Genomic DNA, 26306 nt, shown 5'->3' with positions numbered 1-26306 from the left:
CGCTATTTCATGAACGCGAAGGGGCCCCGTATCCGCGGGGTCTAACAGGGGTTCATGAATAAGCGGGGACGTCAAAAGGCGATTCCTGCGCAAACGCCGAAAAGACCCCCGTTCGTTCATGAATGACTCGGAGCTTCCTTAGGAATTCATGAAGCGCGATCGCGCAAGCCGGGCGCGGGGTATACGGCACGACGAGGACCGATGAGTTCGTTGTCGAATTGAGGATTGATACTCCATGAAGAAAGCCAAGTGCGGCGTTCAGCCGCCTGCAGATCGCAAGAAGCCCGCAGCGTCCGAGGTGTCCCGCGGTGCAAAGGCCAAGGGTGCCGCGCAGATGGTTGCGGGCACGGTCCTTGCGGTTGCGGGCGTGCCCATGTGCATCCTGCCCGGCCCCGGCGTGGCGGCCATCGCGGGCGGGGCGGCGCTCATCAGCCGCGGGCAACGGACGTTCTCCGGTCGCGCGGCGACCAAGATCGAAGAGCGTCTGGACCAAGCAGCGCATAAGGTGGGCGTCGCGGCAAAGCAGCAGGCGGCGAAGATCGCCCGCAAGGCGGGGAGGGCAGCGGTGCACGGTCTTGGCACGGCGGCCCGGGCGGGCGGCAGGTTCGTCGTCCGCACCGTGAGTCGCGCCTCGGCGAAGGCGGGCCCGAATTCGCTGTAGGCCGCGAGAGAGCCTCCCGGGCTGCAGCCTTCCTTACGCGCGCAGAATCTTCTCTATGGCGCGCCCACTTGCCAGCTCGTCCACAAGCTTATCGAGGTAGCGGGCGTTCTGCTCGATCGGATCCTCGATGGCCGTCACGTCGACGCCGCAGATCTTGCCGGTGATGAGCGTGCGATGCGGGTTGAGCGCGGGCGCCTCGTTGAAAAAATCCGCGTAGGTCAGGTCGCGTTCGAGCTGTCGTGCAAGCCCCGCCTGGTCGTAGCCGGTGAGCCAGCAGGTGACGGTATCGACTTCTTCGCGCGTGCGTCCCTTGCGTTCTGCCTTCTGCACCAGCAGCGGATAGATCTTGGTAAACGACATCTGGGCGATGGGCGTGCGTGCCATGAACGCTCCAATCCGTATGCAAGGCGGTCTATTGGACCCATTATGACGGGTTGAGGGCGGGGCGTTGCGATCTCGTCGCCCTCATCGCCCGTCGGCTCGGCCGAAGCCGGCGGAAGGCGTCCTTGCTATAGATACATACCGTTGGTATGATACCCATGAAGACCGGAGCGGGGAGGGCGGTATGGCGCGCAACAAGTATCCCGAGGAGACCGTCAAACGGATTCTCGACGTGGCCGAGGAGCTGTTCATGACCAAGGGCTACGAGCAGACGACCATGGCCGATATCGTGAACCACCTCGGCGGACTCACCAAGGGCGCGGTCTACCATCACTTCAAGAGCAAAGAGGATATCTTCGAGGCGGTGTTCGAGCGGGCGAATCGCCCGGTCGTCGAGCGGGCCGAGGCCATCATCTCCAATCGGTCGCTTTCGGGTATCGAGAAGATCCGCGCACTCGACGAGTCGTCTGCGGAGGGGCCGTCGGCCGACATGCTGCGCGCTATGCGGCCCTCCTCGGATCCCGTGCAAAACTCCCGTCTTCTGGCGCGGGAGTTCGCCGACGCCCTCGAGGTCGCGCACCGCTATATCGAGCCGGTGATACGCGAGGGGGTGGCGGACGGCACGGTGAGCTCCGAGTTCCCGCGCGAGACCGCCGAGGTCATGCTGCTGCTCGCCAACCTGTGGATGGTGCCGCTGTTCCATCCGCTCGCCGATGAGAGCGAGTTCGAGCGCCGCGTGAGCGTGCTCGTGCGCGTGATGCACGCGCTCGGCGTGGACCTGGTGGATTGGAAGTTTTTCGACCCGGCGCGCATGTGGGACGACTCGTGGGGAACGTTGGCGCGCGATTTCATCGCCGACGATGGGGGAGAAGACGATCGGTCCTGACGCTGCCGGCAGGTGATGACGGGAGAAGCCGCTTCGAGCGGCTTTCTTTCGAATCAATATACATACCAACCGAATGTATGAAAGAGAGGACGACATGAACGGTACCATCAAAGGCGGCGCCGCACCTGGACGGGGAGGAGGACTCGCGTCCCCGCGCTTCGCAGCGGTCATGGCATCCCAGGCGCTCTCGCTTCTGGGCATGGAGATCCTGCAGTTCGTGCTGCCCCTGCACCTGCTGAACCTCACGGGGTCCGGCGCGCTGTACGGAGGCGTGGTCGCGGCGGGGTTCGTGCCCTACACGCTGCTCGCGCCCATCGGGGGCGTCATCGCGGACCGCACGCGCAAGCGCGGCGTCATGATCGCGGTGGACGCGGTCTTGGCCGTAGCGATGGCTGCCTACCTGTTTGCGGCGGGGACGTCTGCGGTCATCGTCGCCACCGTGGCCATGCTCATGCTGGCGTTCGCCGCCCAGGCGCTCTACCAGCCGTGCGTGCAGTCTGCGATCCCGCATCTGGTGGAGCCGCACGAGGTGGAGCGCGCCGTGGCGCTCGTGAACCAGGTGGGCATGCTCACGGGGATCGGCGGCCCCGTCGCGGGAGGGATCGCGTTCGGGTTTCTCGGCCTGGCGCCCATCGTCTTCATATCGGCCGCCTGCTTCGCCGCATCGGCCCTCGTGGTGGCGGCCCTCGTGCACGTCCCCTACGAGCCGCCCGCGCGCACGGCGGGCGCCGTCGCCACCGCGTGCGCGGACCTGAAGGAGGCGCTCGCCTTCCTCCGCTCGCGCCCGCTCATGTGGCGCACCATCATGGCGGCGACGCTCGTGAACCTGTTCGGCTCCTCGTTTTTCAACGTGTGCTCGCCCTACATCGTGACCGAGACGCTTGGCCTGCCCAACCAGCTCATGGGCGTGCTGCAGGGAGCCCTTGCCGTGGGCGGTCTCGCGGGAGGGGCGATCGTGGCGGCGGCGCCGGGCACGCTCGGCATCCGCCGCGTCCCCGCGCTGCTTTTCGGGGTCGTGGCAGGCATCGTCTCCATCGCCTTCGCGCTCATGGTGCCGCTGCCGGCCCTCGGTACCTATACGGCGCTCGTCGTCCTGTACCTCCCCACGATGGCTGTGTGCATGTGCATGAGCATCGTCGCGACGAGCTATCTGCAGGTCGAGAGCCCCGGCACGCTGGTGGGCAAGGTCATGGCGCTCGCGATCATGCTGGCGAACTGCGCCACGCCGGTGGGCCAGCTCGCCTACGGCGTCGCGCTCGACATCGTGCCCGCTTGGGCGATCGCGTTCGTGGCGGCGTCCGTGACGGCCGCCGTGGCCTGGTGGCTCGCCCGCGCCGAGCGGTAGGGAGTCGTCCGTTTTGGCATCTCGCGCCTGAGATCCCGCGCCGGAGCCTGCGGGCTCCGGCGCGGGATCTGCCGACAGCGCGCGGGCGCAGCATGGCTTGCGCGACGGACGTCGATACGCATGGAGGGGAGGCATGGTTGCGGGCTTCCGCCAGGGCGGACGGGGCGTTCCGGAGCGAATCGATCCTCCCCGTGCCGAAAAGTGGCTAATTATTTCTGATTTGCTGTCAGGCGGGTTGGGCGATGGTGTCCGAACCAGCCGATATGGCTGCTTTGGCTGGAATCTCCGGCGATATCCGGGGTCGAATCGCCCTGTGCCGGACCCTCCCGAGGGCAAGAAGCCGCAAATGCGCGGACTCTTGCCCGTCTGCAGGGGATGCGCGACAGCAGAATAGAACTAATTAGCCACTTCGATACGGCGGGCCGCGCGGAGTGCTTCCCGCGCGGCCCGCCGGAACGGTCGTGCCCGAGGCTCCAGGGTGCTACAGCTCGCGGCGCTCGTAGAGCCTGATCGAGATGGCCGCGGAGACGCCGAGGATCAGGAATACGGCGACCAGGGACGCGGCGAGGCTCGTGATCGCGCCGAGGGGCGTCTCGATGAAGGCGAAGACGGCGCTGAGCGCATCGGCGATGCCGGCGAAGTTTCCAAGGCCGCCGGACGCGCCGAGGATCATCATGGGCCCGATGAAGAGGATGACGCTGATCATCGGGATCCACTGGGTCGCTTTCGTCTGGCCGAAGCGCAGGTAGACCGGCGTCTCGACGGCCGCGATCCCCGACCCGATGACGGCGCACAGCGCACAGGAGAAGACCATGGCCTGGATGTTGTCCTGCGTGAGCCCGAACGTCGTCGACAGGTCGCCCGGCAGCGGCGCCACCGTCGCGATCGCGGCGAGAGCGGTGCCGCCGACAAGCCCCGCGACCATGCCGATCAGGCCGATGGTCGCGATCATGCCGTAGCGCCCGATTACGACGTCGCGCCTGCTCAGGGGCATGGTGAGGCGAAAGAGCCCCCAGCCGTTCTGCTCGTCGTAGGCCGATGTCGCGAGTGCGCCCATGATGAAGTACATGCAGGTGAGCACGCCGGGCGCGGCGACGATGCTCCCCATGCCGACGCAGGTGCACGCGGCGACGAACACGCCCAGCGCGAGGAGCTGGCGGGCGTACTGGTGCATGACGGTCATTTCGATCTGGTATGCGCGCTTCATCTATCGCACACCGCCTTTCAGGGTGAGGGTGAGGTAGTCGTCGATCGTCATGTGGTCGACGGGGATGTTCGGGAAGCGCTCCGCGAAGGCGAAGCGGTCGGGCACGAGCAGGTCGATGCCGTAGTCGTGCTTGCGGTAGCGGATTGCGCGCTCGGGGATGATGCCGCTCGCGGCGACGGCCTCGAAATCGGCCACGCGGCAGCGGGCGACGCCCATCTCGTCGGTGATCTCGTCCTTTATGAGGTTGAACACGATGCGGCCGTTCTCGATGCACACCACGCGGTCGGCGATCTTCTCGAGATCGCTCGTGATGTGGCTGCTCATGAGCACGGCATGGCCGGGTGCGGCGACGAACTCGCGCAGGCGGTCGAGCACCTCGTCGCGCGCCATGGGGTCGAGGCCCGCGGTCGCCTCGTCGAGGATGAGCAGGCGCGCGCCGTGCGACAGGGCGCAGGCGAGGCTGAGCTTCATGCCCATGCCGCGCGAGAGGTCCTTGACCGGTTTTGTCGGCTCGAGGCCGAACTCGCGCACGAGCTTGTCGAAGGTGTGCTGGCTCCAGCCCGTGAAAGCGCGGGCGTGCATGCGGCCGATCTCGGAGATGCGCAGGTGCCCCGGAACGGAGACGGTGTCGAACACGACGCCGATATGCTCCTTCGCGGAGGCGCCCGCCGACGTGTGCGCGAGGGCGTGCACGTCGGTGCCGAGCACGCGCGCCGTGCCGCCGTCGAGCTCGATGAGGCCGAGCAGGGCCTTGATGGTCGTGGACTTGCCGGCGCCGTTCTGTCCGACGAATCCGACGATCTCGCCTTCCTCCACGGTGAGGTCGACGCCGTCGAGCGAGAAGCCGTCGTAGTGCTTGGTGATGTCGTGCGCCTCGATGAGGGGCGCGGCGGCGATGGTGCTATCGGGTGCCATAGATGACATGGCGGGTCCTTTCTGCGGATGCGTGGTGCGAGCTTGCGGTCACTCCAGCTCAAGGGCGAACATCTCGGTGAGCTCGCCGTCGGTGAGCCCCATGGCGCGGCCGGCGTCGATGGCGCGCGTCATGTGCGCCTCGACCTGGCGGAGCTGCTCCTCGCGGATCAGCTCGGCGTTGCCGCCGGCGACGAAGCTCCCCTTGCCCTGGACCGTCTCGATGAATCCTTCGGATTCGAGGTCGGCATAGGCGCGCTTCGTGGTGATGGCGCTTACGCGCAGGCTATTGGCGAGCGCGCGGATGCTGGGGAGCTGCTCTCCTTCGGCGAGGTCGCCGGCGAGGATCGCAGTCTTGATCTGGTCGCAGATCTGCTCGTAGATGGGCTTGCTGCTTGCGTTCGAGATGATGATTTCCAAGTTGCGTGTCCTTTCGTGCGCCCCGCACGGGGCGTCCCTCGGCGGGGTGCCGCGCGCTCGGGCGTCCCCGAACGGCGGCTGGGACGGCAACGGACGTCTTCGCGTCGTCCCTCTGGGCATAGTGTATATACCCGATAGCTACAGTATATACACACCTATGCACAGTGGCAATGAGCGATGGGATTTTTTCTCCGCCGGGTCAAGAAAGCAGGAGACCGGCCCGGGGCCGGCAGTGCAAATCGGGGGACGTACCTGCTGCGTGCATAAATGCACGCAGCAGGTACGTCCCCCGATTTGCACTGCCCGTCAAAGGCTTTGATGGGCTTTCTCTACAGGTTCTTGAGATAGAAGAGGTCCATGGTGGAGTGGATGGCGGTGGCGGGCCGATCGACGCGGCGGTAGCCGCAGCGCTCGTACAGGCGGACGGCCTCGTGCAGGCTCGTATGCGTCTCGAGGTAGACGCGCCGGTAGCCGAGCTTGTGGGCATGCCCCTCGACGGCGTCCAGCAGCGCACGGCCCAGGCCCCGCCCGCGCTCGCTCTCCACCAGGTAGATCTTCTGGAGCTCGCAGCAGGCGTCGAGCCCCTCGTACTCCGCGAGGCCCGCCCCGCCGAGGATGCGCGCCGTGTCGGCATCCTCCATCACGAAGTAGGCGCGGCGCCCGGGGCGCGAGGCGTAGAAGCGGCTCAGATGGTCGAGCTCCGGGTCGAAGTACGCGGTCCCCGGGATGTCCAGGCGATACGCCTCGAGGCAGGTGCGGATGATGGCGGCGACGGCGGCGTCGTCGGCGGGTGCGATCGGGCGGATGAGGGTGCTGCTCACGATATGCTCCAGTGGGGGACGGGTGCGGCCTTGCGCCCCGCGCGGACGTCGGGGCGGGCATCACGGGGCGAGGGGGTGGCTATCCGGTGCGCTGTTCGCCGGTGCCGTGGTCATCGTCGCCCGGCTTCGCGTCGAGGCGGCGGCTACGGGGCCGATGCGCGTCTCGTTCGGCCCTCTTCAGCCGCTCGACGGCTGCGAGCGCGCTCGCGCCGAGGTCCTCTTCGCATCCGTCGCCCTCCGCATCGGTTCCCGCGGCCCTTCGCTTGGCGGCGCGCCTCCGTTTGGCCTCCGCGACGCGCTTCAGCGATGCGCGCTGGCCGCGCAGGATTAAGACGAGCGCAACGATGATGATGAGCACGTAGCCCAGGCCGTCGAAGTCGAAGTAGACGACCGTGCCTTCCGAGGTGACCTCCTGCTTGAGACCGATCTCGGCGTAGGCGCACGCGGGCGCGAGCAGCGTGACGACGCCGGCTGCTGACACAAGCGCTGATAGCGGACCCCTCATGGCGGCACCCCTTTTCCATTGCCCTGCTTGACGTATCGTAGCGCAGCCGCGTGGGCGGCGAGGGCGGGGACGGACGTTTTTCCGGCTAGGAGCGCGCCCACGATGGCGCTCATGACGGGGAAGTTCAGCCAGATGCCCGAAGTGCAAATCGGGGGACGTACCTTCCGCGTGCATTTTTGCACGCGGAAGGTACGTCCCCCGATTTGCATGCGCGGCGGGTACCGGTTTTCGGTTTGTGGGCGTATCGGTGCTGTCAAAACGGCGCGGTCTGCGTCACAATGGGGCGAAAGGATCGCCGTAATCGTTGCGAGGAGTTGGACATGCCGGGCGTTCGCGTGCTCATCGTCGAGGACGATGCCGATATCAATCAGATCGTCGCCACGCACCTGGCGCGACGCGGTATGGCCTGCACGCAGGCGTTTTCCGGGAGCGAGGCTCGCCTGCTCATCGGGGGCGGCGAGGGTGCGCTTCCCTTCGACATCGTGGTCTCCGACCTGATGCTTCCCGGCATGCCGGGCGAGGAGCTCGTCGGGCTCATCCGCGAGCGCGACGCGCGCGTCCCCATCATCGTGATCTCCGCGCGCACGGCCGCCTCCGACCGCATCGACCTGCTCAAGCTCGGCGCGGACGACTACCTCACCAAGCCGTTCGACTTGGACGAGCTCGTCGCGCGCATCGAGGTCCAGCTGCGCCATCGCGGCGTTTCCGCATCCGACGGTGCCGGTGACGGCACGCGGTTCGCGGGCCCCACGCTGTGCTTCCGCGCATGGGAGCTCGACCCCGAGGCGCGCACGTTTTCCGCGGACGGGCGGGGAATCGAGCTCACCCGCATCGAATTCAACATCCTTCAGGCGCTGATGGAGCACCCCCGCCGCGTGTTCTCCAAGCAGGAGCTGTTCGAGCGGGCGTGGGGCGAGCCGTACACCGCCGACGACAACACGGTGAACGTGCATGTGTCGAACATCCGCGCTAAGCTGCGCGCGACGGGCACCGACGCCTACATCAAGACCGTGTGGGGCATGGGGTTCAAGCTGCAGGAATCCTGACACGGGCGCTTCTTTAACCTTTCTTAAACCTTGGAAAAGACTTGCTCAAAGGTCGTTTTCCATACTCATGCATGAGCAGCGGGGAGAAGGCGACGCGCAGACGCCCGCTGCCGCAGGATGCACGAGATAGGAGCAACCATGAATGTGATCGATATCCGTGGTCTCACCAAGCGCTACGGGAAGATGTTCGCGGTCGACCGCCTGGATATGCATGTGGCCGCGGGGGACATCTACGGCTTCGTGGGCAAAAACGGCGCGGGCAAGTCGACGACGATGAAGATGATCGCCGGGCTTGCCGCGCCGAGTGCCGGACAGCTCGCGCTGTTCGGCGAGGATCGCTCGCGCGTGGCGGGGAGCTTCTCGGGAGCGCCTTCGCGCATCGGCGCCCTGATCGAGGAGCCCGGCGTGCTGCCGAACTTCTCCGCGACGGAGAACATGATGATGAAGGCGCTCGCCATGGGCGTCGTCCGCCCGCACGAGCAGGTGGACGACCTGCTGCAGCTCGTGGGGCTCGAGGGAGTCGGCCCGCGCAAGGCGAAGAAGTTCTCGCAGGGCATGAAGCAGCGGCTGGGGCTCGCGCTCGCGCTTGTGGGCTCGCCCGACCTGCTGCTGCTCGACGAGCCGTTCAACGGCATGGACCCGGAGACGACGCGCGACCTGCGACGGGCGCTTGTGCGGCTCAACCAGGAGCGCGGCGTGACGATCGTGATCTCGAGCCACGTGCTCGACCAGCTCATGCGCGTGTGCACCCGGTTCGGTGTCATCGCGGGCGGTCACATGGTGCGCGAGTTCACCGACGAGGAGCTGCATGCGGCCTGCGGCAGCTCGGTCCGCGTGAAGACGGCGGATCCGGCGCGGGCGCTCGCGATTCTGGAGGAGCGTCTGCCGGGCGCGACCTTCCGCGTGGATCCCGACCAGTCGATCGTGATCGCTGGCGGCGCGCGCTCGGCGGCCTCTTCGTTCGGCGGGGCGTCGAGCGACCCGGCTGCGTCGGGCGCGCCCTCGGTGGAGGACGTGTCGTGCGTTCTGCACGACGCCGATCAGGTGGTGCTCGAGCTCACGGTGCTCGAGCGCGACATCGAGGACTACTTCGTCGAGCTTATGGACGGCGGGACGACCGCAGGGAACAGGGGGTAGCGCGATGCTGGATTGCCTGATCGACTTTCTGCTCGAAATCGTTCCGTCTCTGTTCTCCCGTCGCAAAGGAAGGTAGAACCATGCTGAACCTCATCAAATCCGACCTCTACCGCATTACGCGCGTCCGCGGCCTGCGCGGCAGCTTCTGGCAGTACGGGCTGTCACTTCTCGTCGTGTACGCCATGACCGTGGCGATGACGATCTTCGTCAGGAGCTCGCTCTTCGAATCGCTCGCGCCGGGGACAGTAAACCCGGTCAATTCCGATTTCCCCTCGTACTCCGCGTATCTTGCGAGCATGGGCGGCGGCATCGTCCCGCTCTGCGTCTGCTTCATGGTGGTCGAACATGCGCTGCAGGAGCTCAAAAACAACTACGCACGCAGCGTGCTGAGCGCTCGCGGCGGCAGGCTTTCGTACTTCGGCGGCAAGGTGGTGTTCGCCGGCGTGCTGTCCGCCATCATGGTGCTGCTCGAGATCGTGCTCGTCACCGCGGTCGCATGGATCGGCGGATACACGTTCGCGACGTTTGACAGCCCGGTTGAGCTGCTGGGATGGTTCGTCGGATTCTGGATCAACATCTGGGCGCTCGCGGTGATCTCGCTCGTCGTCGCGTATGCCACGCGCGTCAGCCCCATGAGCTACATCTGCTCGTTCTGCTTCAGCCTCGGGGTGGTTGCGAGCCTGGTGAGCGGACTGGCGTATTCCACAGGCGGCATCCTGCGCGTGCTGCAGCCCATTCGCCCCGCTCTCGAGACGCTTGTCGCGTGGATGCCCTCCACGTCGCTGGGGAACCTGGCCGACGGCGGTCAGATGTTCGGGATGCGGGCTGCCGACATCTGGGGCCCTTCGTCGCTGGCGTTCACCATCGACCCGGGTATCCAAGCGCTGCTCACGGGCGTCATCTGGATCGCCATCGCCAGCGCGGCCGTGCTCGCCATCGCTCGCAAGCGCGATATCTAGGAAAACCCGACCAATTCATTCTGCAGGCGCCCGCCCCCGTGGCGGACACCTGTGGATCGGGGTCCAGTGGAGGCTGCGAGCGGCATAATTGCCGAAAAATCGACGTTGTAGACGGCCCAAATCCGGACCTGCCCAAAACGGCACCTGCGGCGCCGGCGTTTCCGCAGGTAGCTCCTGTGCGGGAAGTGCGTTTCTCGGGGCATCCGGAAACGAGCCGTCTACAACGTCGATTTTTCGGCAATTCTTGGGGCCGGAGCCTCCACTGAGCTTTCGAAAGCGGTCCGCTGGCTGTTTTGCGGGCAACGGCCTCTCCTGCGCACCGCCGTTCAAGTAAGCTGGAACGGGCGCTCGCCCGAGGAGGCGGGACCCACGGGAAAGGGGATGCCATGGAGACGGAGAATATCTCCCTGCTGCTGCTCGTGCTCGGCCTTGGCATGGGCTTGGTGCTGGCGAGCGTGCGCTATCTCGGTGAGATGCACCGCATCGCACGTTTCCTGCGCGGGTGCGAGGGGGAGAGCAACGTGCGCGTGGCGGCGGGCGGCGCGCCCGGTGTCACCGATCTTGCCGACGCCATCAACGCGGAGCTCGACCGCAGCGCTCAGGCGCATGTCGAGGCGATGCGCCGTCAGCAAGAGTTCCAGCGCGACCTGTCGGCGCTGTCGCATGACATCCGCACGCCGCTCATGGGGGCGAAAGGCTATTTGCAGCTCGCATGCGACGAGGAGGACCCGGCGGCGCGCGCCCGGCATCTGGAGGCGGCTGCGAGCCGCATCGACACCACGACCGAGCTGCTCGACCAGCTGTTCGCCTATACGAAGTCGACCGATCCCGACCTTGTGCTCAAGATGGAGCCGGTGGCGCTCAAGCCCTTTGTGGAAGAGGTGCTGCTGGGGCAGTACCCCGCCTTCGAGGAGCGCGGCTGGGAGCCGGCCGTCACGTTTGGCGACGCGGCCGTCACGGTCGAGGCGGATCGGGAGGCGCTTTCGCGCATCTTGACGAATCTGGTGGTGAACGCGCTGCGCCACGGGATGGCGGCGCCTACGATTGAGGAGCGTCGCGAGGGCGATCGCGTGGTCCTGAGCATCGCGAATGCCGTCTCGGACCCGGCGGCTATCGATGCCGACCGGTTGTTCGACCGGTTCTACCAGGCGGATTCGTCGCGCGGTGCCAAGGGGAGCGGCCTCGGCCTGTCGGTCGCGGCGAATCTGGCGCGCGCCATGGACATGGAGATCTCCGCATCGCTTGCGGGCGACGTGTTGGCGGTCACGCTCGCCATGCACACGCTGGGCGGTGCGTAGCGAAGTGGGGTCGATCGCTCTCGACCACCCCTGCGGGGGCGAAAAACGTGCATACCGAGTTTGTCATTGTTTTTCGGTGCGGATCCTCCACATGCGCCGCACCCTTCAGCATTTGCCCAGTTGAATCCTGCGGCTTTGCCGAGGGGTATGGCGCCTGTGGGGTGCGGGCACCGAAAAACAATGACAAACTCAGCCTACCTCCTCGGTGGGTTTTGCTTCGAACGGGTTATTATGCACGTGGATTTCCGCTACCTGCTGCTTTGCTGAAGGTTTATACATGGCGAAAACCAGGCCGGCTGCCGTCTGCGTCCCACGCCATCTCGTACTCCGCCGCGCCGGTCTCCCCGTCGGTGCCCTCGCTGCGCACGGTGAACCCTTCGCGCAGGTAGAACGCGACGGCGCGCGGATTGTCGCGGTAGACGTGGAGCGTGAGCGCTCGGCGGCGGCGCTTCGCCTCGTCGAGCAGCGCCTTGCCGATCCCGTGCGACTGGGCGTCGGCGCGAACGAAGAGGCCCGCCACGTAGTCGCCGGTCAGGCCGATGAACCCGTCGACGGCGCCAGATTCCGGGTCGACATGGACCAGCACGTCGGCATGCGGCAGCTCGCGTTGGACCCCTTCGTATGCGGCGCGCCAGTAGCCGTCGGGCACGAAGGGATGCGCCTGCTCGTTGCCATCGAGCCACAGGCTCATGACGGTATCGAGGTCGGCGGGGGAGAGGGATCTGATCATAGGGGCTCCATACGCGTTTTTGGGGACATGGGCTGCGGCACCCATTGTCGCACGGCGCAAGCGGATTGGCGGGATTGCCAAGCGGATTTGCTCGCCTGGAGGCGCCCGTCGCGGGAAAATGGGGATGATCCGAACGACGGGAGGTCGCCCATGATTTCCGACAAGCTCGCGGCGCTGCGGCGCCGCTCCGGGAAGAGCCAGCAAGAGGTCGCCGCCGCCATCGGCGTGAGCCGGCAGACCGTATCCAACTGGGAGCTCGGGCAGGGTTCGCCTGCGCTCGACAAGGCCGCAGAGCTAGCCCGGCTCTACGGCGTGACGATCGACGACCTTGTGAGCGATGAGGTCGACGTGGTGAGCACGGGGCGCGACCGCCGCGCGCGCGACCTGCACGTGCTGCGCGCGTTCATCGGGAAGACGGCTCTGATCGCGTGCGCCGGCGACGGCGGCGTGCTCGAGGACGCGGAGGTGCTCGACATCTCGGACGGATGGATGCGCGTCGCCTGCACGGTGAAGCGCTCGCGGCTGGGCTCGCCCAAGGTCGAGCGGGAGCGCGTGGTGCGGCTGATTGACATCCGAGATATCGAGGGCATCGCGACGGGGACGGAGGCGTAGGGGATGGACGCGTTCTACCAGGTGATCAGCATACTCACGTTCGGGTTCGTCATCGCGCTGTTCGTCTGGATGCCGACGAAGAGGGACCTGCGGAGGATTGTCGCGCACGACGGCGACCGCGACCGCGGGCTGCGCGGGCAGCTCGAGCGGCGCCGCGGGAGCCTCGTCAAGCTCGTGCTCGACGACCTGAACGCGGCGGTCGGGACGGCAGAGCTCTCCGGTACGCTTACGGATGTGGACGACGAGTGGGCGCTGGTGGAACGCGCCGGAAAGCAGGGCGGCACTCAGCTTGTGGCCGTCCGCTTGGAAAGCATTCGCGCCATCGAGGAGTGACGGGTGCGAGATGCCCGCGGGGAGATATGCGCGCCTTGCGGTCGGGACGTTCGGATGAGGTTCCAACCTGTCAGTGGGTATCATGGGGGAAACGCAACCGTCTGGTCGGGAGGACCCTGTGAACCAACCGAGCATCCGCACCGTCGTCGCTCTCGCCATCGCGGCCTTTTCGGTGTATCTCGCTATCTACTATTGGCCGAACATTGCCGGTTTTATCGAGCTTATTCTGCAGGCGGTGGCGCCGCTTGTGTATGGCGCTGTGCTCGCCTACCCGCTGAACATCCTCATGAGCTTTTACGAGCGGCATATGCTGCCGAAAAGCAGTAACCGCGTCGTCGCGCGCGTCCGCCCGGGCCTTTCGCTCGTGGCGGCGCTGCTCACGCTTGTCGCGGTCGTCGCCATCGTGCTGCGCCTTGTGGTGCCGCAGCTTATCGACTGCGTACGCCTGCTTATCGACGAGCTGCCGGTCGCCTTGCAGGCCCTGTTTTCATGGCTCGAGGAGAGCAACCTCATCACGCCCGCTGTTGTGGAAAGCGTCACGGAGTCGCTCGGCGCCCTCGATTGGCAATCGCACGCGAGCAGCCTTGCGACCACGGTCATGTCCGGCGTGGTCGGAGCGGTGTCGGGCGTGGTCTCCGGTACGGCGACGTTTGTGCTCGCGTTCATCTTCGCGCTGTTCATCCTGCTCAACAAGAGGGCGCTTGCCCGTCAGCGCGACCTGTTGATGGAGCGTTATCTTCCTGCCTCCACACTCGTGCGTGTCCGCTATGTCCTGGGTATCGCAGACGATTGCTTCCACCGTTTTCTTGTCGGGCAGTGCACCGAGGCCGTCGTGTTGGGTGTGCTGTGCGCCCTCGGCATGTTCCTGCTTGGCCTGCCCTATGCGCTTATGATTGGGGCGCTCACCGCGTTCACGGCACTCATCCCCATCATCGGCGCGTTCCTCTCCGGGGCGGTGGGCGCGTTTCTCATCCTCATGGTGTCGCCTGTCCAGGCGCTCATCTTCCTCATCTTCATCGTGGTGCTGCAGCAGCTTGAGGGTGACCTCATCTACCCGCATGTCGTGGGCTCGTCCATCCAGCTGCCGGGCATCTGGGTGCTCGCGGCGGTCACGGTCGGCGGCGGTGCGTTCGGCATCGTCGGCATGTTCGTGGGTGTACCGCTCGCGGCGTGCGTGTATCGCCTGCTCAAAAACGACGTCTACGGCTTGGAGCGATAGGGGCAAGGTCGCCGTGCCGCATAGGGCCGTTCGAGGCAAAGCCGCCGTGTGCGCGTAAGGGGTCGCACGGCGGCTCTTGAACCGCGCAGAAACTGAAGAAATAAAATGAATATTCAGTTAAAGACATCGGGTGTGGGTACCATGATGCACGATGGAAGCCGTATCGAAGGGATCGAGATGCCGGCGATTTTTACTGACGAGGAGCGCGAGGCGCTGCGCCGCACCATGCTCGACGCGGGATGGCGCTGCCTGCTCGAGCGGGGCTACCGCGCAACGCGCGTCGAGGACGTCGCGCGCGAGGCGGGCATCGCGCCCGGGACGTTCTACGGGTTCTTCAAGTCCAAAAGCGAGTTCGTGGCAGAGATGGTCGCCGAGAACCGGCGCGCGCTCATGGAGGAGCTCCATGACATGACCGTCCGGGCGAAGCGCTCGGGCGGCGCGCCCGGACGCGACGAGCTCGATGCGTGGATGCGCGCCGCGTGGCACAGCGACCGCGCGATCTTTCGATGCGTCGATGACGCCGACTTCCGCAAGATCCGCCGCGCGCTGCCCGGCGATGTGAGCATGGGGCCCGAGCTCGCGGGCGGCATGCTCGCGAGCGTCGCCGATGCGGTGCGCGCCGCGGGAGGCGAGCCGGATGCGGAGCTCGCGGCGTCGCTGCAGCGCGTCTGCGCCCTCACGCTGCTGGCGCGCGACGAGTTCGCGCCCGCGGCGCTCGAGCGCACGGTCGACGCGCTGATCGATGCGACGCTCGATGCGCTGTACGGCAGGTCGGGATCATGCGACGAAAGGGTTGATGGCGATGAATAGGACTGGAGCGAGGGACGGCACCGCGCATCGCGGGTGGGCGCTGTTCGCGATTCTGTGCATGACGTTCATGGAGGTACTCGACGGCACCATCGTGAACGTGGCGCTGCCGACGATGCAGGCGGAGCTCGGCGTCGAGGCGACCGAGGTCCAGCTCGTGGCGAGCGCGTTTCTCGTCATCACGTGTGCGTTTCTGCTCGTGTTCGGCCGCCTGGGCGACATCGTGGGCAAGGTGCGTGTGTTCCAGATCGGCGTCGTCCTGTTCACGGTGGGGTCGGGGCTGTGCGCGCTGTCCTCCACGCTGCCGGTGCTCGTCATCGCGCGCGGCGTACAGGCGCTCGGCGTGGCGTGCAGCCTCGCAAACAACCAGGGCATCATCACGGAGCTGTTCGCCGAAAGCCGTGGACGCGCGCTGGGCCTCGTGGCGACGTTCACCGCGCTGGGCGCGATGGCGGGCCCGACCGTTGGCGGCATGCTCGTGTCGATGTTCCCGTGGGAGTCGATCTTCGTCATCAACATCCCGATCGGCATCATCTCGTTCGTGATCGGCCTCATCGCCCTGCCGAATCGCCGCCCGACCGAGAAGCGGTCGCTCGACGTGCCCGGCATGCTGCTCATCATCCCCTCGATCCTGCTCGTGTTCGTGGCCATTACGCTCATGGAGACCGCGGCGGGCCCGTTCGAGTTCGGCCTGCTTGCGGTCGGTCTTGTGCTTTTGGCCCTCTTCGTCGCGGTGGAGCGCCGAGTGCCCGAGCCGCTCGTGCGCCTCGAGGTGTTCAGAAACGTCAGCTTCGATATCGACCTCGTCGCCATGGTCCTTGTGTTTTTGGGCCTTTCCGGCGTGACGATCATCATGCCGTTCTACCTGCAGAGTGCGCTCGGGCTCGATCCGGGCGTGGCGGGCCTCGTCATGGCGTGCTACCCGCTGGTGAACGCCACGATCGGAACGCTGTCGGGCGCGCTGTCCGACAAGATCGGCTGCATCAAGCCGACGATCGCCGGACAGGCCGTCTTCTCGGCGGGCCTGTTCGGGCTGTCGTGCCTGGCGCTCGACACGCCGATTACGGCCATCGTCCCCATGCTCATGTTCACCTCGCTCGGCAGCGCCATGTTCCAGTCGCCCAATAACTCGCTCATCATGGGCCATGCCGCGCCCGAGATGCTCGGGTTCGTGGGGTCGCTCGGCAACCTGATGCGCTACCTCGGCCAGTCGCTCGGCATCACCATCTCCACGGGCGTGCTGTACGGCAGCATGAGCGCGGAGGCGGGCTATCGCGTCACGAGCTTCGTGGAGGGGCGGCCCGAGCTGTTCATGCACGGCTTGGCGACGGTGTTCCACCTGCTTTCCGCGCTCGTCCTGATCGCGCTCGCGTGCTCGCTCGTGCGCACGCTCGTGATCGACCGCAGGCGCGCGTAGCGGCCCGCCGCAAACGCGGTCGGCCGGCGTCGCTTTGTGCCGTGCGGTCCCGGGGCTGCCTTGCCGGGACATGCCATCTGCGGGCGATTCCGGCGCCTGCGCCTGCGGTCTTGCGGCATCTCCCGCTATGATGGATGCAGGGCGAATGGGTTGGAATGAACCCGTCCCCAAAACCCATCCAGGGCAGATGCAGGGGCGCGCGGGCGAGGGGGTGCGGCATGCGGGTCATCGTCGAGACGAACAGCCGCGTGCGCGTCCGCACCCGCACGCGCGTCAGGCGCGCCGTCGTCCGCCTGCTTCGCTTTCTGGCGGGCGCCCCGGACACGACGCCGGGCGAGGCCATCGTGGTCCGTCGCGTCTCCCGCGTGGGCACCGTGGTCCGCGCCGTGGTGCCGGACCCGCTAATAGAGAACCGGCAGGCGCGCGCCATGGCGACGGGACTCGTCGTCGGCGTCGTCCATGTCGCGTTCGCGCTCGTAAACGTCGTGATGGGGCTGCTGGCGCAGTCGGTGTGGGTCCTGTCGGTCGGCATCGTGATCGCGGGGCTCAACGCGGGCAAGTCCTACCTCGCGTCGGGCGCGCTCATGAGCGTGACGCTCGATCGCAGGGTCGAGAGCGTCGACTCGCTGCGCCGATGCAGGCGGGCGGGAACGGCGCTGGCGCTCGCCGTGCTCGTCATGTCCGGGACGGTCGCGCGCATCGTGCTCCAGGGGTTTGGCGGCACCTACCCGGGCGCGCTCATGTATATCTATGCGGCCTACGCGTTCGTGCTGGTCACGGTCGCGCTCGTCAATCTCGTGCGCGCGCGTCGCGAGGAGACCCTGTCGGTCAAGGGCGTGCGCGTGTTCAACCTCGCAAGCGCGATCATCTCGATATTCGCGCTGCAGACCGTGGTACTCTCGCGTGTCGACTGGGAGGGGTTGCCGGTGCGCGTGTCGCGCAACCTCGTCGAGGGCACGGTCGGAGGCCTGGTATGCCTGGCCATGGTCGTGATGGGGCTGTGGCTTGCCCTGACGGCGACGGCGCGCCTGGCGGAGCGGGGCCGCTCGGAGGTGCGCTACCGGACGTGATGCTTTTAGGGACAGTCCCCTTTTTACCGGAGGTGGAGCGACGCTCCACCGCCGGTAAAAAGGGGACTGTCCCTAAAAGCATCACGCTAGGTGGGTGCTAGCGGTACACCACAGTGTCCGCGAGAGGCTTGCGGCTGTCGTGGTTGGCAAGGGGGCCTGCGCCCTCAGCCGCATACCCGAGGTCGAGCAGCATGAGGACCTCTTCGTTTTCGGGCAGGTCGAAGCGCTTGCGCACGGCGTCGGGATCGATCAGGTTGATCCAGCAGCTGTCCACGCCTGCGTTGTAGGCGGCGAGCATCATGTGGGTCGCCACGATGGTCGCGTCCTCGATGCCCGAATCCCGCGCCCCTCCTGGATAGGTGAACACGTTGTGGGCATCGAAGGCGACGAGAAGCACGGTGGGCGCGCCGTACCGGCACCGCGTCAGCTCGTCGATCGCGGCGAGGTCCGCCTCTTTCTGCAGGACGTAGATGCGCTGCTCCTGCAGGTTCTTGGCGGTGGGGGCGACGCGGCCCGCCTCGAGGATCGCCTGGAGATGCTCGGGTTCGACCTGCCTGCCGTCAAACTGCTTGCATGAATAGCGATTCTTCACGACGTCGGTGAATTCCATGTCGATCGCATCCCTTCGAACTGTGAGAAAATAGTGCCTGTCCCCATTTTCCCACAAGGAGGGCGCTATGGACGTGACGGCCATCGAGACTCGGCTGCTGGCGCATCCGGGTGCGACGCGGGCGCTGCACCCCTCGTGGGGCTGGATGGTGTACTGGGTGGGTGGCAAGCAGTTCGCCTGCGAGTTCACGGCGGCGCCGACCGCAAAGGATCCGTATGCCGGCCGGCACCTTCTGTCGCTCAAGTGCGATCCTGAGCGCATCGTCGAGCTCCGCGCGGAGTTTCCCGCGGCGGTCCTGCCCGGGTACTACTCCGACGGCAGGACATGGATCTCGATCGACCTGGATGATACGGGCGTGCCGGAGGATCTGGTGCTCGAGCTGTGCGACGCGAGCTTCGACCTCGTGTTCGCCAAGCTGCCCCGAAGGGTCCAGCGGGAAATCATGCAACAATAGGTGCGTTTGCCTGAACGGACCGATGAGGGAGGGGCCATGGCGAAACGTTCGTGGCAGGTGAAGCTCGCCTGCGTATGGGGCGGCGAGCTGATCTCGGTGCTCACGAGTTCCATCCTGCAGATGGGCTTCATCTGGCACATCACGCTCTCGACGAATTCGGCGAGCATGCTGTCGCTCGCCTCGCTCGCCGGGTTCTTGCCGCTCGCCGCGTTCGGGACCTTTGCCGGCGTCATCGTCGACCACATGCCCATCAAGCGCGTGCTCATCGGGGCCGATCTGTTTATCGCCGCGGTGAGCGCCCTGGTCGCCGCCGTGTCGGCGACGGGCGCGCTGCCGGTGTGGGTGGTCATCGTCGCCTTGTTCTTCCGCGCGATCGGCAGCGCGTTCCACGCGCCGGCGTTTCAGACCCTGACGCCGCTCGTGGCGCCGCCCGAGCACCTGACGCGACTGGCGGGCGTGTCGCAGGCGGTGCAGTCGGGCGGCTACATCATGGGCACGGCCATCGCGGCGGTCATCTACCCCCTGTGGGGCCTTACGGCCATGATCGCGCTCGATGTGCTCGGCGCGCTTCTGGCGACGGTCGCGGTCATGGTCGCGCGGCTCGATGTCGGCGGCGCCCAGGCGGCCGGCGAGGCGAAGGCGGCGGGGCCCGTCGGCATCTCCTCGCGCGTGCGCGCCCTGCTGCGAGAGACCGCTGCCGGCTACCGGGTGCTGCGCGCCTATCGCGGCCTGTTTGCGCTCCTGTGGTGCGGCTTCGTGTTCACGCTCGTGTTCTCGCCCATATCGGCGCTGTTTCCGCTCATGACGATCGACCACTTCGGAGGGACGACGACCGATGCCGCGACGGCGGAGATCGTCTTCTCGGTGGGCATGATCGCCGGGTCCGCCCTTCTCGCCTCAACGGGAGGCTTTAAAAATCGCGCGCTTACGGTTGTTGCGGCGACGGCGCTCTATGGCGCCGCCACGCTTGTGGCAGGGTTGCTCGGCCCAAACGGATATGTCACCTTTTTGGCCATGAGCTTCCTTATGGGCGTGAGCTCGCCGTTTTACTCCGGTCCGCAGACCGCGCTCATGCAGGAGAAGGTCCCACCCGAGTATCTGGGTCGCGTGTTTGGCCTGTACGGCGCGATCATGTCATGGGCCCTGCCGATAGGCCTTGCCGTGTCGAGTCTGTTTGCCGATGGGGTCGGCGCGACGCTGTGGTTTGCGGGTGCCGGTGCCGCCATGCTCCTTCTTGCGCTGGCAACATGGGCGATTCCGAGTATCCGCACCATCGAGACGGACAGCGAGAGGGCCGCTGATTGACAGATACGGGATTTGAGCCTCCGCATATGAGGTTCAAGCCGGATCGTTGCTCAATTTGGTATCAATAATCGAGCCATAATGCGCGTCCATGCGTTCCCGCGAGCTCGAGAAGCGGGGTTCGCTGACCCTGTCTTTAGAGAAAGCGCAGGTAAACGTGGTGACATGTTCGATGATATGCGCCCCAGAGAAACTCTGAAAAGGGCCTCGAGCGCTGCGGGCCGGGTCGGCAGGGCGGTTGACTGTACGCTATGGGAACACCGCCCCGTTGACGGTACGCCACAGGAACGCTTTCGGGCGAAAAACGTTCCCATAGCATACAGTGGACGGGGCGGTGTTCCCATAGCGTACAGTCAACGGGGCTGCTCTGCGGGACAGGCGGGAGGCGGAATCCCGCAAGAGGCGGTCCCCGGTCCGCGCCCCTCGTCTCGTCCTCCGCGCAAAAGGTAAGGCCTCCTTGGTGCATAATGGCGTGTGGTCATGACGCGCATGACGCACCGAGAAAAGGAGGCGCAATGGGACTGCAACGCCATGGCGGGTGCGGGGCGCAAGACGCCTGCGCAGGGGAATCGTACACCGACCTGAACGCTCGGATCATCGACCAGTGGATCGCCGACGGCTGGGAGTGGGGCACGCCGATCTCGCACGAGCGGTATCTGGCCGCGCTCGAGGGGGATTGGTCCATGGTGCTCACGCCCGTACGCATGGTGCCCCGCGACTGGTTCTTCGCCGACATGCGGGGCAGGCGCGTGCTCGGCCTGGCGGCGGGCGGAGGCCAGCAGATGCCGCTGTTCGCCGCGATGGGCGCCGTGTGCACGGTGCTCGATTACTCGGAGCGCCAGGTGGCCTCCGAGCGCCTGGTGGCCGAGCGCGAGGGCTACGAGATCCGCGTCGTGCGCGCCGACATGACGCGCCCCCTGCCGTTTGACGACGGGGAGTTCGACCTCATCTTCCTTCCGGTGTCCAACTGCTACGTCGAGGACGTGCTGCCTATCTGGCGCGAATGCTTCCGCGTGCTGGCGCCGGGCGGAAGGCTCCTCGCGGGCCTCGACAACGGCTTCAACTACGTGGTCGATGACGACGAGGAGCGCATCGTCCGCGGCCTGCCGTACAACCCGCTGCTCGACCCGTCGCTCATCTCGGAAGACGAGCTTCCCGAGTGGGGCGTGCAGTTCTCCCATACGATGGACGAGCAGATCCGCGGTCAGATCCAGGCCGGCTTCCGCCTGCTCGACCTGTACGAGGACACGAACGGATCGGGTCGTCTGCACGAGCTCGGCATCCCGTCGTTCTGGGCGACGCTTGCGGAGAAGCCGGGCGATGTGGCCCGTGGGGGATACCATGGTTGACGGCACCTACCGGGCGACGCTCGACACGCCGCTCGGCAGGAAGACGGGAACGCTTTCGGTGGCGTGCTCCGGGGACGGTCGGGTGAGCGGCACGTTGGCGGCGTTGGGCAAACGGTACCCCCTTGTGTGCGGGGCGCCGCGCCGGGAGGGACCATCGACGGTGGTCCCCCTTTCGGGCAGGCTCTCGATGCTGCTCCAGACGGTGCCCTTCACCTGCGACGCCCGCTTTGATGGCAATCGGGTGACGGGCACGGTGCGCACGCCGTACGGCGACGTCCGGATTGAGGGCGAGCGGGTCCGCGCCCGGCAATAGGAACGGCTGCAGGGCGGGGTCGACCCGCCGTTTGCAGGCAAGGGAGGCAGACAGATGAGCAATCAGCTGGTATACGAGATGGATGCGGAAGAGGGCAGGCTTCCGGTGCCCGAGCCCGCCTGCGCGACCATGGCGTGGGAGTGCGCGGGCGAGCGCATCGAGTACGTCGCGTCGGCGGGTCACATCGACGTGCGCACCGATACGGGCAAGCTCCTGGGCAAGATGTTCGCCCTGTCCTATGTCGCCGCGCCGGACGCCCGCGCGTCTGCACGCCCGGTCACCTTCTGCTACAACGGCGGCCCGGGCAGTGCGTCGGTGCCCATCAACGTCGGCGGCATCGGGCCCAAGCGCGTGGCGACCGACGGCTTGAGACACGTGGTGGCGCCCGCGCGCATGGAGGACAACCCTGCGACGCTGCTGCGCGTCAGCGACCTGGTGTTCCTCGATGCGCTCGGCACGGGCTACTCGGTCGTCGCCGAGGGGACGGACCCGCAGGACATGTGGAGCGTCGATGGGGACGCCGACACGTTCGCCCGCGCGATCGTGTCGTGGCTGACCCGGAACAACCGCTGGGGGTCGCCGGTCTATCTGTTCGGCGAGTCGTACGGAACGATGCGCAACGCGGTGCTCATGCGCCTGCTCTCCGAGCGGTTCGTCCCGGTTACGGGCGTCATCATGCTGTCGTCGGTGTTCGATTGGGCGCAGAAGATGCCCGGGTCGCTTCTGGGATATGTGGGTCTGCTGCCGGTCTATGCGACGACCGCGCGCCATTTCGGTCGCGCCGGAGCGGGGACCGACGAGGCGGCGTGGTTCGACGGGGCCATGGACTTCGCCGAGCGCACCTACGCCCCGATGCTCTTGCGCGGCGACCGCATGACGCCCGCGGAGAAGGCGAGCTCGGCGCGCGAGCTGTCCGAGATCATCGGTCTTCCCGCCGAGCTTATCGAGCGCAACAACCTGCGCATCGATCTGACGACGTTTCGAAGCTCGCTTTTGGCGGACGAGGGGCTTGTCACCGGGCGGTTCGACACGCGCTTCACGACCCATGCGCCCTGCACGTCGATCGAGGTCAGCTCGCCGATCGCGGGCGACGCCTCCTCGGACGCCATCGAGCCCGCCTGGAACGCGGCGTTCCGCCGGCACCTGCAGCAGATCGGCTTTGCCGGCGCGCCCGAGTACCCGCTGAGCAACTTCATGAAGATCGGCATCACCTGGGACCGCTCGCACGAGGTGCCCGGCAGCGGCATGAGGGCCGCGGCGCCCAACGTGGCATACGACATCGCGGCCGCGCTCAAGCACAACCCCACGATGCGGGTGGCGGTTCTCGGAGGGCGCTACGACGCGGCGACGCCCTGGTGGAACGCCGCGCACGACATCTCGAACCTGTTTTTGCCGGAGGATCTTAAACGCCGCGTGGAGCTCAAGCTCTACAGTGCCGGCCACATGGCCTATGTCGACGAGCCGACGCTTGTCGAGCTGGGTCGCGACCTGTCCGCGTTCTACCGCTGACCAAAGGCGCGCTTCGGGTCATCTGGGGACGGGCTCGTTTTGACCCATCGGTGGCATGCACGGCCGTCAATGAGCTGAAACGGGCACGTCCCCACATGGCCTATTCGCTTTGGGACGGGGCGCAACCGTAGCGTTCCTGTGATGGGAGGCGGGCTGCCGTGCGCCCGGACGCACCCGGCGGTATAACGGTTCTTGCTGCATAGGGGATCCGCATGTACCGAGGGGATGACATTGGCTGCATCGCTTACGCTTGGACTGTTTTCCGTTTTGCTCATCGGCTGCATCGCCGCCGGCGTGCCGACGGTCTATGCGCTGCTCGGCGGCCTGGTCCTGTTCTGCGGGTACGCGCGGCAGTGCGGCAACGGCGTGCGCCGCGTGCTCGCGATGTGCTGGCGCGGCATCCGCCCGGTTCGCCGTATCCTCGGAATGCTTCTGACCGTCGGCATGCTGACGGGTCTGTGGCGCGCCGCCGGTGTCATTCCCGCCATCGTGGTCTATGCGGTGCCCTGCATCCCCGCCCACCTGTTCGTCATCATGACGTTTCTGCTGAGCTGCGCGGTATCGGTCCTGACGGGGACCTCGTTCGGCACGGCGGCGACCATGGGGTCGATATGCGTCTCCATCGCGGCGAGCATGGGCATCCCGCTGCCGCTTGCGGGTGGGGCCGCGCTATCCGGCGCGTTTTTCGGCGACCGCTGGTCTCCCATCTCGACGAGCGCCCTGCTCGTGGCAAACATCACGGACACCGATTTCTACGCGAACCTCAAACGCATGGCGAGAACGGCGATAGCGCCGTTCGCCCTGTCGTGCTTCGTCTACGTCGTCGCCGGCCTGCTTGCGGGCGCCTCATCCGGGGGCGCGGGCGCGCTCGACGGCATGAGGGCCGCCTTCAACCTGAACCCCCTCGTGTTCGCGCCGCCGCTGCTGGTGTTCGCGCTCGCCGCTCTCCGGGTGAATATCTTCGCCGTGATCGCCGCCGGCGTGCTGTCGGCGGTGCCGATCTGCCTTGGCATCCAGGGTATGGGCCTGGCGGATGTCGTGCGGGTGGCGCTTGCGGGCTATGTCGCGCGTACGCCCGAGACGGCCGTCCTGTCGGGCGGCGGCGTCGCCTCGATGCTGTCGGCGGTCGGCATCGTCTGCACGACCTCGGCGTACGCGGGGATCTTCAAGGAGACCGATCTTCTGAGCGCGGTCGAGGGGATCGTCGCGTCGCTCGCGGCGCGCGTGTCCGCGTTCACCGCCACGCTGGGTATCGCCGCCTTGGCCTCGATGATCTCGTGCAACCAGACGCTTGCCATCATGCTCACGCATCAGCTGAGCTCGGGCCTGTCCGCCTCGAGGTCCGACCACGCCCTCGACCTGGAGGACTCGGTCGTGCTGGTCGCGGGCCTGGTGCCCTGGTCGATCGCCGGCAGCGTCCCGCTGGCCTCGATGGGCGCTCCGATCGAGAGCATGGCGCTTGCGGTCTTCCTCTACGCGGTGCCCCTCTGCCGTTCGGCGTTCGGCCGCTTGGTACGCGTGCGCGCGAAGAACGCGTGAGGGCGAAATCCGGACAGGGTGTCTCTTGCGCGACAGGTCGGAGCAACTAGCCGAGGGCGTGGAGCTCCGGCGTCGCGACGGCATGCACGTCGATGCGGTCCTCGAGCCCAAAGACCGCGTGGCTCAGCACGTACTCGCCGTCGTTCACGTAGGTCTCGACCATGTTCGCGTCGACGAAGATGTCGAGACGATCGCCCTCGCGGACCTCGGGCGTCTCGGAGGTGAGACGGCACTTGCCGTTGTGCGGGCACACAGCGCTGCGGTCGGCGACGATGCGACCGCCCGTGCGCGCGATGCGGTATCCGCCGAGGTCGAGCGACTCGCCCTCGTGCAGCTCGATGGCTAGGTGGTAGCCGGTGCGCGTCGAGGCCTGCTCGGGGGACACCGGCAGGCGGTAGGCAGCGCGCACGTTGGGGTGGATGCGGAAGTAGATGTGGCCGCCTGCCACCTCAACCACGCGCGGCAGGCTCATCATCCCGCGCCAGGCGCCCTCGGCAGCCTCCACCGCGGCGGGCATGCGCAGCCAGGCGATGACGGTGCGGCGCCCCTCGGCGTCGAGCGCGCTCTGCGGCGCGTAGAGATCGAGGCCGTAGTCGAAGAACTGGTAGCTGTCGGCAAGCGTCATGCGGCAGGTGTCCTCGTCGAAGTCCGCGAGCATGCAGATGGCCATGTCGGTGGGCGCCGCGCCGTCGTCGAGCAGGCCCATGGGGGAGACCATGACGACGCCGGTACCGTCGACCTCGAACCAGTCGGGGCACTCCCACATCCAGCCAAGACCGTCGCGCTCGACCGTGCCGGCGAGCTCCCAGGTGCCAAGGTCGTCGCTGCGGTAGATGAGAAGGCGCCCCTCGCGGTGGACCGTCGTGCCGAGCACCAGGTGGTAGCCGTCGCGCCCGCGCCAGACCTTCGGGTCACGCGTATGGGTGGCGTCGCCCAGCTCCGGATCGGTGATCGCCGGGATGATGACGCGCTTGGCGTCCAGGTTGTCGAAGTGCTGCCCGTCGGCGGAGACGAGCTCCATCTGGCAGGATTCGAACCGGTTGTTCAGGTGTTTGTGGATGTTCTCCGGGTCGGTCTCGAGGTAGCGGACGCCGGTGTAGAAGAGGTGCAGGCGCCCCGCGCGCTCTATGGCGCTGCCGGAGAAGCAGCCGTTTCGGTCGGCGAGCTTCGTGGGGAAGAGGGCGATTCCCTCGTGCTCCCAGTGGATGAGGTCGGGCGACACCGCGTGCCCCCAGTGCATGGTTCCCCAGCTCGGGGCATAGGGGAAGTACTGATAGAACAGGTGGTACTGCCCGCGGTAGTAGATGAACCCATTGGGGTCGTTGATCCAGTTGAGCGGTGCCTTGAGGTGGCCCGTCTGCTCGATGCCGCGCACGTCGTGCTCCCTTAATCCGATGGTTGGCGGGGTCAGTCCGATATGGAGGTCGCTCCGTATCGCTGATGTGCCGAAAGGCGACGGCGCGT

At 66.6% G+C, this 26306-nt stretch carries 28 protein-coding genes; 19 read left to right on the top strand and 9 right to left on the bottom strand.

The window, feature by feature from the left end:
- The first annotated feature begins 235 nt into the window (after positions 1 to 235).
- Positions 236 to 661 carry a hypothetical protein gene (locus BN3789_RS09905; protein WP_066833772.1) on the top strand — a complete coding sequence of 142 codons (426 nt, stop codon included), beginning with the start codon at positions 236 to 238 and terminating at the stop codon, positions 659 to 661.
- Between the two features lie 33 nt (positions 662 to 694).
- On the opposite strand, the gene BN3789_RS09900 is transcribed toward BN3789_RS09905, so the two are convergent.
- Positions 695 to 1045: a DUF2200 domain-containing protein gene (locus BN3789_RS09900; RefSeq protein WP_066833769.1), complete on the bottom strand. Its 351-nt coding sequence runs from the start codon at positions 1043 to 1045 to the stop codon at positions 695 to 697.
- A gap of 181 nt (positions 1046 to 1226) precedes the next feature.
- Between BN3789_RS09900 and BN3789_RS09895 the strand changes: the two genes are divergently transcribed.
- The gene (locus BN3789_RS09895) at positions 1227 to 1928 is read left to right on the top strand and encodes a TetR/AcrR family transcriptional regulator (protein ID WP_066833766.1); all 702 of its coding nucleotides are present in this window, start codon (positions 1227 to 1229) and stop codon (positions 1926 to 1928) included.
- 94 nt (positions 1929 to 2022) lie between these two features.
- The gene (locus tag BN3789_RS09890) at positions 2023 to 3273 is read left to right on the top strand and encodes an MFS transporter (protein WP_161939005.1); all 1251 of its coding nucleotides are present in this window, start codon (positions 2023 to 2025) and stop codon (positions 3271 to 3273) included.
- 481 nt (positions 3274 to 3754) lie between these two features.
- Here the strand turns inward: BN3789_RS09890 and BN3789_RS09885 are convergent, their stop codons facing one another.
- The 5 genes from BN3789_RS09885 to BN3789_RS09865 form a co-directional block, all read right to left on the bottom strand.
- A complete protein-coding gene (locus tag BN3789_RS09885) occupies positions 3755 to 4480 on the bottom strand; it encodes an ABC-2 transporter permease (RefSeq protein ID WP_066833761.1) in 726 nt (241 codons plus the stop codon).
- Positions 4481 to 5404 (bottom strand): ABC transporter ATP-binding protein, encoded by a 924-nt coding sequence (locus BN3789_RS09880; protein ID WP_066833758.1) that lies wholly within the window; start codon positions 5402 to 5404, stop codon positions 4481 to 4483.
- Between the two features lie 39 nt (positions 5405 to 5443).
- Entirely contained in the window at positions 5444 to 5812 is a 369-nt protein-coding gene (locus tag BN3789_RS09875) for a GntR family transcriptional regulator (protein ID WP_066833750.1), read from the bottom strand.
- 329 nt (positions 5813 to 6141) lie between these two features.
- Positions 6142 to 6633 carry a GNAT family N-acetyltransferase gene (locus tag BN3789_RS09870; protein WP_202615122.1) on the bottom strand — a complete coding sequence of 164 codons (492 nt, stop codon included), beginning with the start codon at positions 6631 to 6633 and terminating at the stop codon, positions 6142 to 6144.
- Positions 6634 to 6712: 79 nt separating this feature from the next.
- On the bottom strand, positions 6713 to 7138 hold the full coding sequence (locus BN3789_RS09865) for a hypothetical protein (protein WP_066833744.1): 426 nt from the start codon (positions 7136 to 7138) through the stop codon (positions 6713 to 6715).
- Positions 7139 to 7458: 320 nt separating this feature from the next.
- Between BN3789_RS09865 and BN3789_RS09860 the strand changes: the two genes are divergently transcribed.
- The 4 genes from BN3789_RS09860 to BN3789_RS09845 all read left to right on the top strand — a co-directional run bounded on the left by BN3789_RS09860 (position 7459) and on the right by BN3789_RS09845 (position 11578).
- Entirely contained in the window at positions 7459 to 8184 is a 726-nt protein-coding gene (locus BN3789_RS09860; protein WP_079989257.1) for a response regulator transcription factor, read from the top strand.
- A gap of 138 nt (positions 8185 to 8322) precedes the next feature.
- Entirely contained in the window at positions 8323 to 9321 is a 999-nt protein-coding gene (locus BN3789_RS09855) for an ABC transporter ATP-binding protein (RefSeq protein ID WP_066833738.1), read from the top strand.
- A gap of 80 nt (positions 9322 to 9401) precedes the next feature.
- Positions 9402 to 10280, top strand: coding sequence for an ABC transporter permease (locus tag BN3789_RS09850; RefSeq protein WP_066833734.1), 879 nt, complete (start codon positions 9402 to 9404; stop codon positions 10278 to 10280).
- A 386-nt stretch (positions 10281 to 10666) separates the two neighbouring features.
- Positions 10667 to 11578, top strand: coding sequence for a sensor histidine kinase (locus tag BN3789_RS09845; RefSeq protein ID WP_066833731.1), 912 nt, complete (start codon positions 10667 to 10669; stop codon positions 11576 to 11578).
- A gap of 271 nt (positions 11579 to 11849) precedes the next feature.
- Here BN3789_RS09845 and BN3789_RS09840 read toward each other — a convergent pair whose 3' ends face one another.
- Positions 11850 to 12308 carry a GNAT family N-acetyltransferase gene (locus BN3789_RS09840; RefSeq protein ID WP_066833728.1) on the bottom strand — a complete coding sequence of 153 codons (459 nt, stop codon included), beginning with the start codon at positions 12306 to 12308 and terminating at the stop codon, positions 11850 to 11852.
- A gap of 150 nt (positions 12309 to 12458) precedes the next feature.
- Here BN3789_RS09840 and BN3789_RS09835 point away from each other — a divergent pair, with 150 nt between their 5' ends.
- From BN3789_RS09835 to BN3789_RS09810, 6 genes are all read left to right on the top strand, one after another.
- Positions 12459 to 12920: a helix-turn-helix transcriptional regulator gene (locus BN3789_RS09835; RefSeq protein ID WP_066833724.1), complete on the top strand. Its 462-nt coding sequence runs from the start codon at positions 12459 to 12461 to the stop codon at positions 12918 to 12920.
- A gap of 3 nt (positions 12921 to 12923) precedes the next feature.
- A complete protein-coding gene (locus BN3789_RS09830; protein WP_066833721.1) occupies positions 12924 to 13253 on the top strand; it encodes a hypothetical protein in 330 nt (109 codons plus the stop codon).
- Positions 13254 to 13371: 118 nt separating this feature from the next.
- A complete protein-coding gene (locus BN3789_RS09825; protein WP_066833718.1) occupies positions 13372 to 14472 on the top strand; it encodes an AI-2E family transporter in 1101 nt (366 codons plus the stop codon).
- 177 nt (positions 14473 to 14649) lie between these two features.
- Positions 14650 to 15282, top strand: coding sequence for a TetR/AcrR family transcriptional regulator (locus BN3789_RS09820; RefSeq protein ID WP_161939004.1), 633 nt, complete (start codon positions 14650 to 14652; stop codon positions 15280 to 15282).
- Positions 15275 to 16696 carry an MFS transporter gene (locus tag BN3789_RS09815; RefSeq protein ID WP_187119139.1) on the top strand — a complete coding sequence of 474 codons (1422 nt, stop codon included), beginning with the start codon at positions 15275 to 15277 and terminating at the stop codon, positions 16694 to 16696. The genes BN3789_RS09820 and BN3789_RS09815 overlap by 8 nt, the downstream gene beginning before the upstream one ends.
- 218 nt (positions 16697 to 16914) lie before the next feature.
- Positions 16915 to 17766, top strand: a complete 852-nt coding sequence (locus BN3789_RS09810; protein WP_066833711.1) for a hypothetical protein — start codon at positions 16915 to 16917, stop codon at positions 17764 to 17766.
- A gap of 97 nt (positions 17767 to 17863) precedes the next feature.
- Here BN3789_RS09810 and BN3789_RS09805 read toward each other — a convergent pair whose 3' ends face one another.
- Positions 17864 to 18376 (bottom strand): nitroreductase family protein, encoded by a 513-nt coding sequence (locus BN3789_RS09805; RefSeq protein WP_066833708.1) that lies wholly within the window; start codon positions 18374 to 18376, stop codon positions 17864 to 17866.
- 67 nt (positions 18377 to 18443) lie between these two features.
- Between BN3789_RS09805 and BN3789_RS09800 the strand changes: the two genes are divergently transcribed.
- From BN3789_RS09800 to BN3789_RS09775, 6 genes are all read left to right on the top strand, one after another.
- A complete protein-coding gene (locus BN3789_RS09800; RefSeq protein WP_066833705.1) occupies positions 18444 to 18830 on the top strand; it encodes an MmcQ/YjbR family DNA-binding protein in 387 nt (128 codons plus the stop codon).
- Positions 18831 to 18866: 36 nt separating this feature from the next.
- On the top strand, positions 18867 to 20135 hold the full coding sequence (locus BN3789_RS09795) for an MFS transporter (RefSeq protein WP_066833701.1): 1269 nt from the start codon (positions 18867 to 18869) through the stop codon (positions 20133 to 20135).
- Between the two features lie 512 nt (positions 20136 to 20647).
- Positions 20648 to 21481 carry a class I SAM-dependent methyltransferase gene (locus tag BN3789_RS09790; protein ID WP_066833698.1) on the top strand — a complete coding sequence of 278 codons (834 nt, stop codon included), beginning with the start codon at positions 20648 to 20650 and terminating at the stop codon, positions 21479 to 21481.
- Positions 21474 to 21794, top strand: coding sequence for a hypothetical protein (locus tag BN3789_RS09785; protein ID WP_147569679.1), 321 nt, complete (start codon positions 21474 to 21476; stop codon positions 21792 to 21794). The genes BN3789_RS09790 and BN3789_RS09785 overlap by 8 nt, the downstream gene beginning before the upstream one ends.
- 54 nt (positions 21795 to 21848) lie before the next feature.
- Positions 21849 to 23303 carry a S10 family peptidase gene (locus BN3789_RS09780; RefSeq protein ID WP_066833691.1) on the top strand — a complete coding sequence of 485 codons (1455 nt, stop codon included), beginning with the start codon at positions 21849 to 21851 and terminating at the stop codon, positions 23301 to 23303.
- Positions 23304 to 23534: 231 nt separating this feature from the next.
- Positions 23535 to 24842, top strand: a complete 1308-nt coding sequence (locus BN3789_RS09775) for a Na+/H+ antiporter NhaC family protein (protein ID WP_066833688.1) — start codon at positions 23535 to 23537, stop codon at positions 24840 to 24842.
- 46 nt (positions 24843 to 24888) lie between these two features.
- Here the strand turns inward: BN3789_RS09775 and BN3789_RS09770 are convergent, their stop codons facing one another.
- Positions 24889 to 26217, bottom strand: coding sequence for a glycoside hydrolase family 32 protein (locus tag BN3789_RS09770; protein ID WP_202615121.1), 1329 nt, complete (start codon positions 26215 to 26217; stop codon positions 24889 to 24891).
- Positions 26218 to 26306 lie beyond the last annotated feature (89 nt).

This window comes from Collinsella ihumii (assembly GCF_900046475.1).
Taxonomy (GTDB): domain Bacteria; phylum Actinomycetota; class Coriobacteriia; order Coriobacteriales; family Coriobacteriaceae; genus Collinsella; species Collinsella ihumii.
Note: the sequence above shows the minus strand (reverse complement) of the source record. Positions and strands in the feature narration are given on the sequence as shown.

Bases quoted from the DNA above. Each gene is read 5' to 3' on its own strand.
- BN3789_RS09905 (WP_066833772.1), top strand. From the start codon at position 236: ATGAAGAAAGCCAAGTGCGGCGTTCAGCCGCCTGCAGATCGCAAGAAG.
- BN3789_RS09900 (WP_066833769.1), bottom strand. From the start codon at position 1,045: ATGGCACGCACGCCCATCGCCCAGATGTCGTTTACCAAGATCTATCCG.
- BN3789_RS09895 (WP_066833766.1), top strand. From the start codon at position 1,227: ATGGCGCGCAACAAGTATCCCGAGGAGACCGTCAAACGGATTCTCGAC.
- BN3789_RS09890 (WP_161939005.1), top strand. From the start codon at position 2,023: ATGAACGGTACCATCAAAGGCGGCGCCGCACCTGGACGGGGAGGAGGA.
- BN3789_RS09885 (WP_066833761.1), bottom strand. From the start codon at position 4,480: ATGAAGCGCGCATACCAGATCGAAATGACCGTCATGCACCAGTACGCC.
- BN3789_RS09880 (WP_066833758.1), bottom strand. From the start codon at position 5,404: ATGTCATCTATGGCACCCGATAGCACCATCGCCGCCGCGCCCCTCATC.
- BN3789_RS09865 (WP_066833744.1), bottom strand. From the start codon at position 7,138: ATGAGGGGTCCGCTATCAGCGCTTGTGTCAGCAGCCGGCGTCGTCACG.
- BN3789_RS09860 (WP_079989257.1), top strand. From the start codon at position 7,459: ATGCCGGGCGTTCGCGTGCTCATCGTCGAGGACGATGCCGATATCAAT.
- BN3789_RS09855 (WP_066833738.1), top strand. From the start codon at position 8,323: ATGAATGTGATCGATATCCGTGGTCTCACCAAGCGCTACGGGAAGATG.
- BN3789_RS09850 (WP_066833734.1), top strand. From the start codon at position 9,402: ATGCTGAACCTCATCAAATCCGACCTCTACCGCATTACGCGCGTCCGC.
- BN3789_RS09845 (WP_066833731.1), top strand. From the start codon at position 10,667: ATGGAGACGGAGAATATCTCCCTGCTGCTGCTCGTGCTCGGCCTTGGC.
- BN3789_RS09840 (WP_066833728.1), bottom strand. From the start codon at position 12,308: ATGATCAGATCCCTCTCCCCCGCCGACCTCGATACCGTCATGAGCCTG.
- BN3789_RS09835 (WP_066833724.1), top strand. From the start codon at position 12,459: ATGATTTCCGACAAGCTCGCGGCGCTGCGGCGCCGCTCCGGGAAGAGC.
- BN3789_RS09830 (WP_066833721.1), top strand. From the start codon at position 12,924: ATGGACGCGTTCTACCAGGTGATCAGCATACTCACGTTCGGGTTCGTC.
- BN3789_RS09820 (WP_161939004.1), top strand. From the start codon at position 14,650: ATGCCGGCGATTTTTACTGACGAGGAGCGCGAGGCGCTGCGCCGCACC.
- BN3789_RS09815 (WP_187119139.1), top strand. From the start codon at position 15,275: ATGAATAGGACTGGAGCGAGGGACGGCACCGCGCATCGCGGGTGGGCG.
- BN3789_RS09810 (WP_066833711.1), top strand. From the start codon at position 16,915: ATGCGGGTCATCGTCGAGACGAACAGCCGCGTGCGCGTCCGCACCCGC.
- BN3789_RS09805 (WP_066833708.1), bottom strand. From the start codon at position 18,376: ATGGAATTCACCGACGTCGTGAAGAATCGCTATTCATGCAAGCAGTTT.
- BN3789_RS09800 (WP_066833705.1), top strand. From the start codon at position 18,444: ATGGACGTGACGGCCATCGAGACTCGGCTGCTGGCGCATCCGGGTGCG.
- BN3789_RS09795 (WP_066833701.1), top strand. From the start codon at position 18,867: ATGGCGAAACGTTCGTGGCAGGTGAAGCTCGCCTGCGTATGGGGCGGC.
- BN3789_RS09790 (WP_066833698.1), top strand. From the start codon at position 20,648: ATGGGACTGCAACGCCATGGCGGGTGCGGGGCGCAAGACGCCTGCGCA.
- BN3789_RS09785 (WP_147569679.1), top strand. From the start codon at position 21,474: ATGGTTGACGGCACCTACCGGGCGACGCTCGACACGCCGCTCGGCAGG.
- BN3789_RS09780 (WP_066833691.1), top strand. From the start codon at position 21,849: ATGAGCAATCAGCTGGTATACGAGATGGATGCGGAAGAGGGCAGGCTT.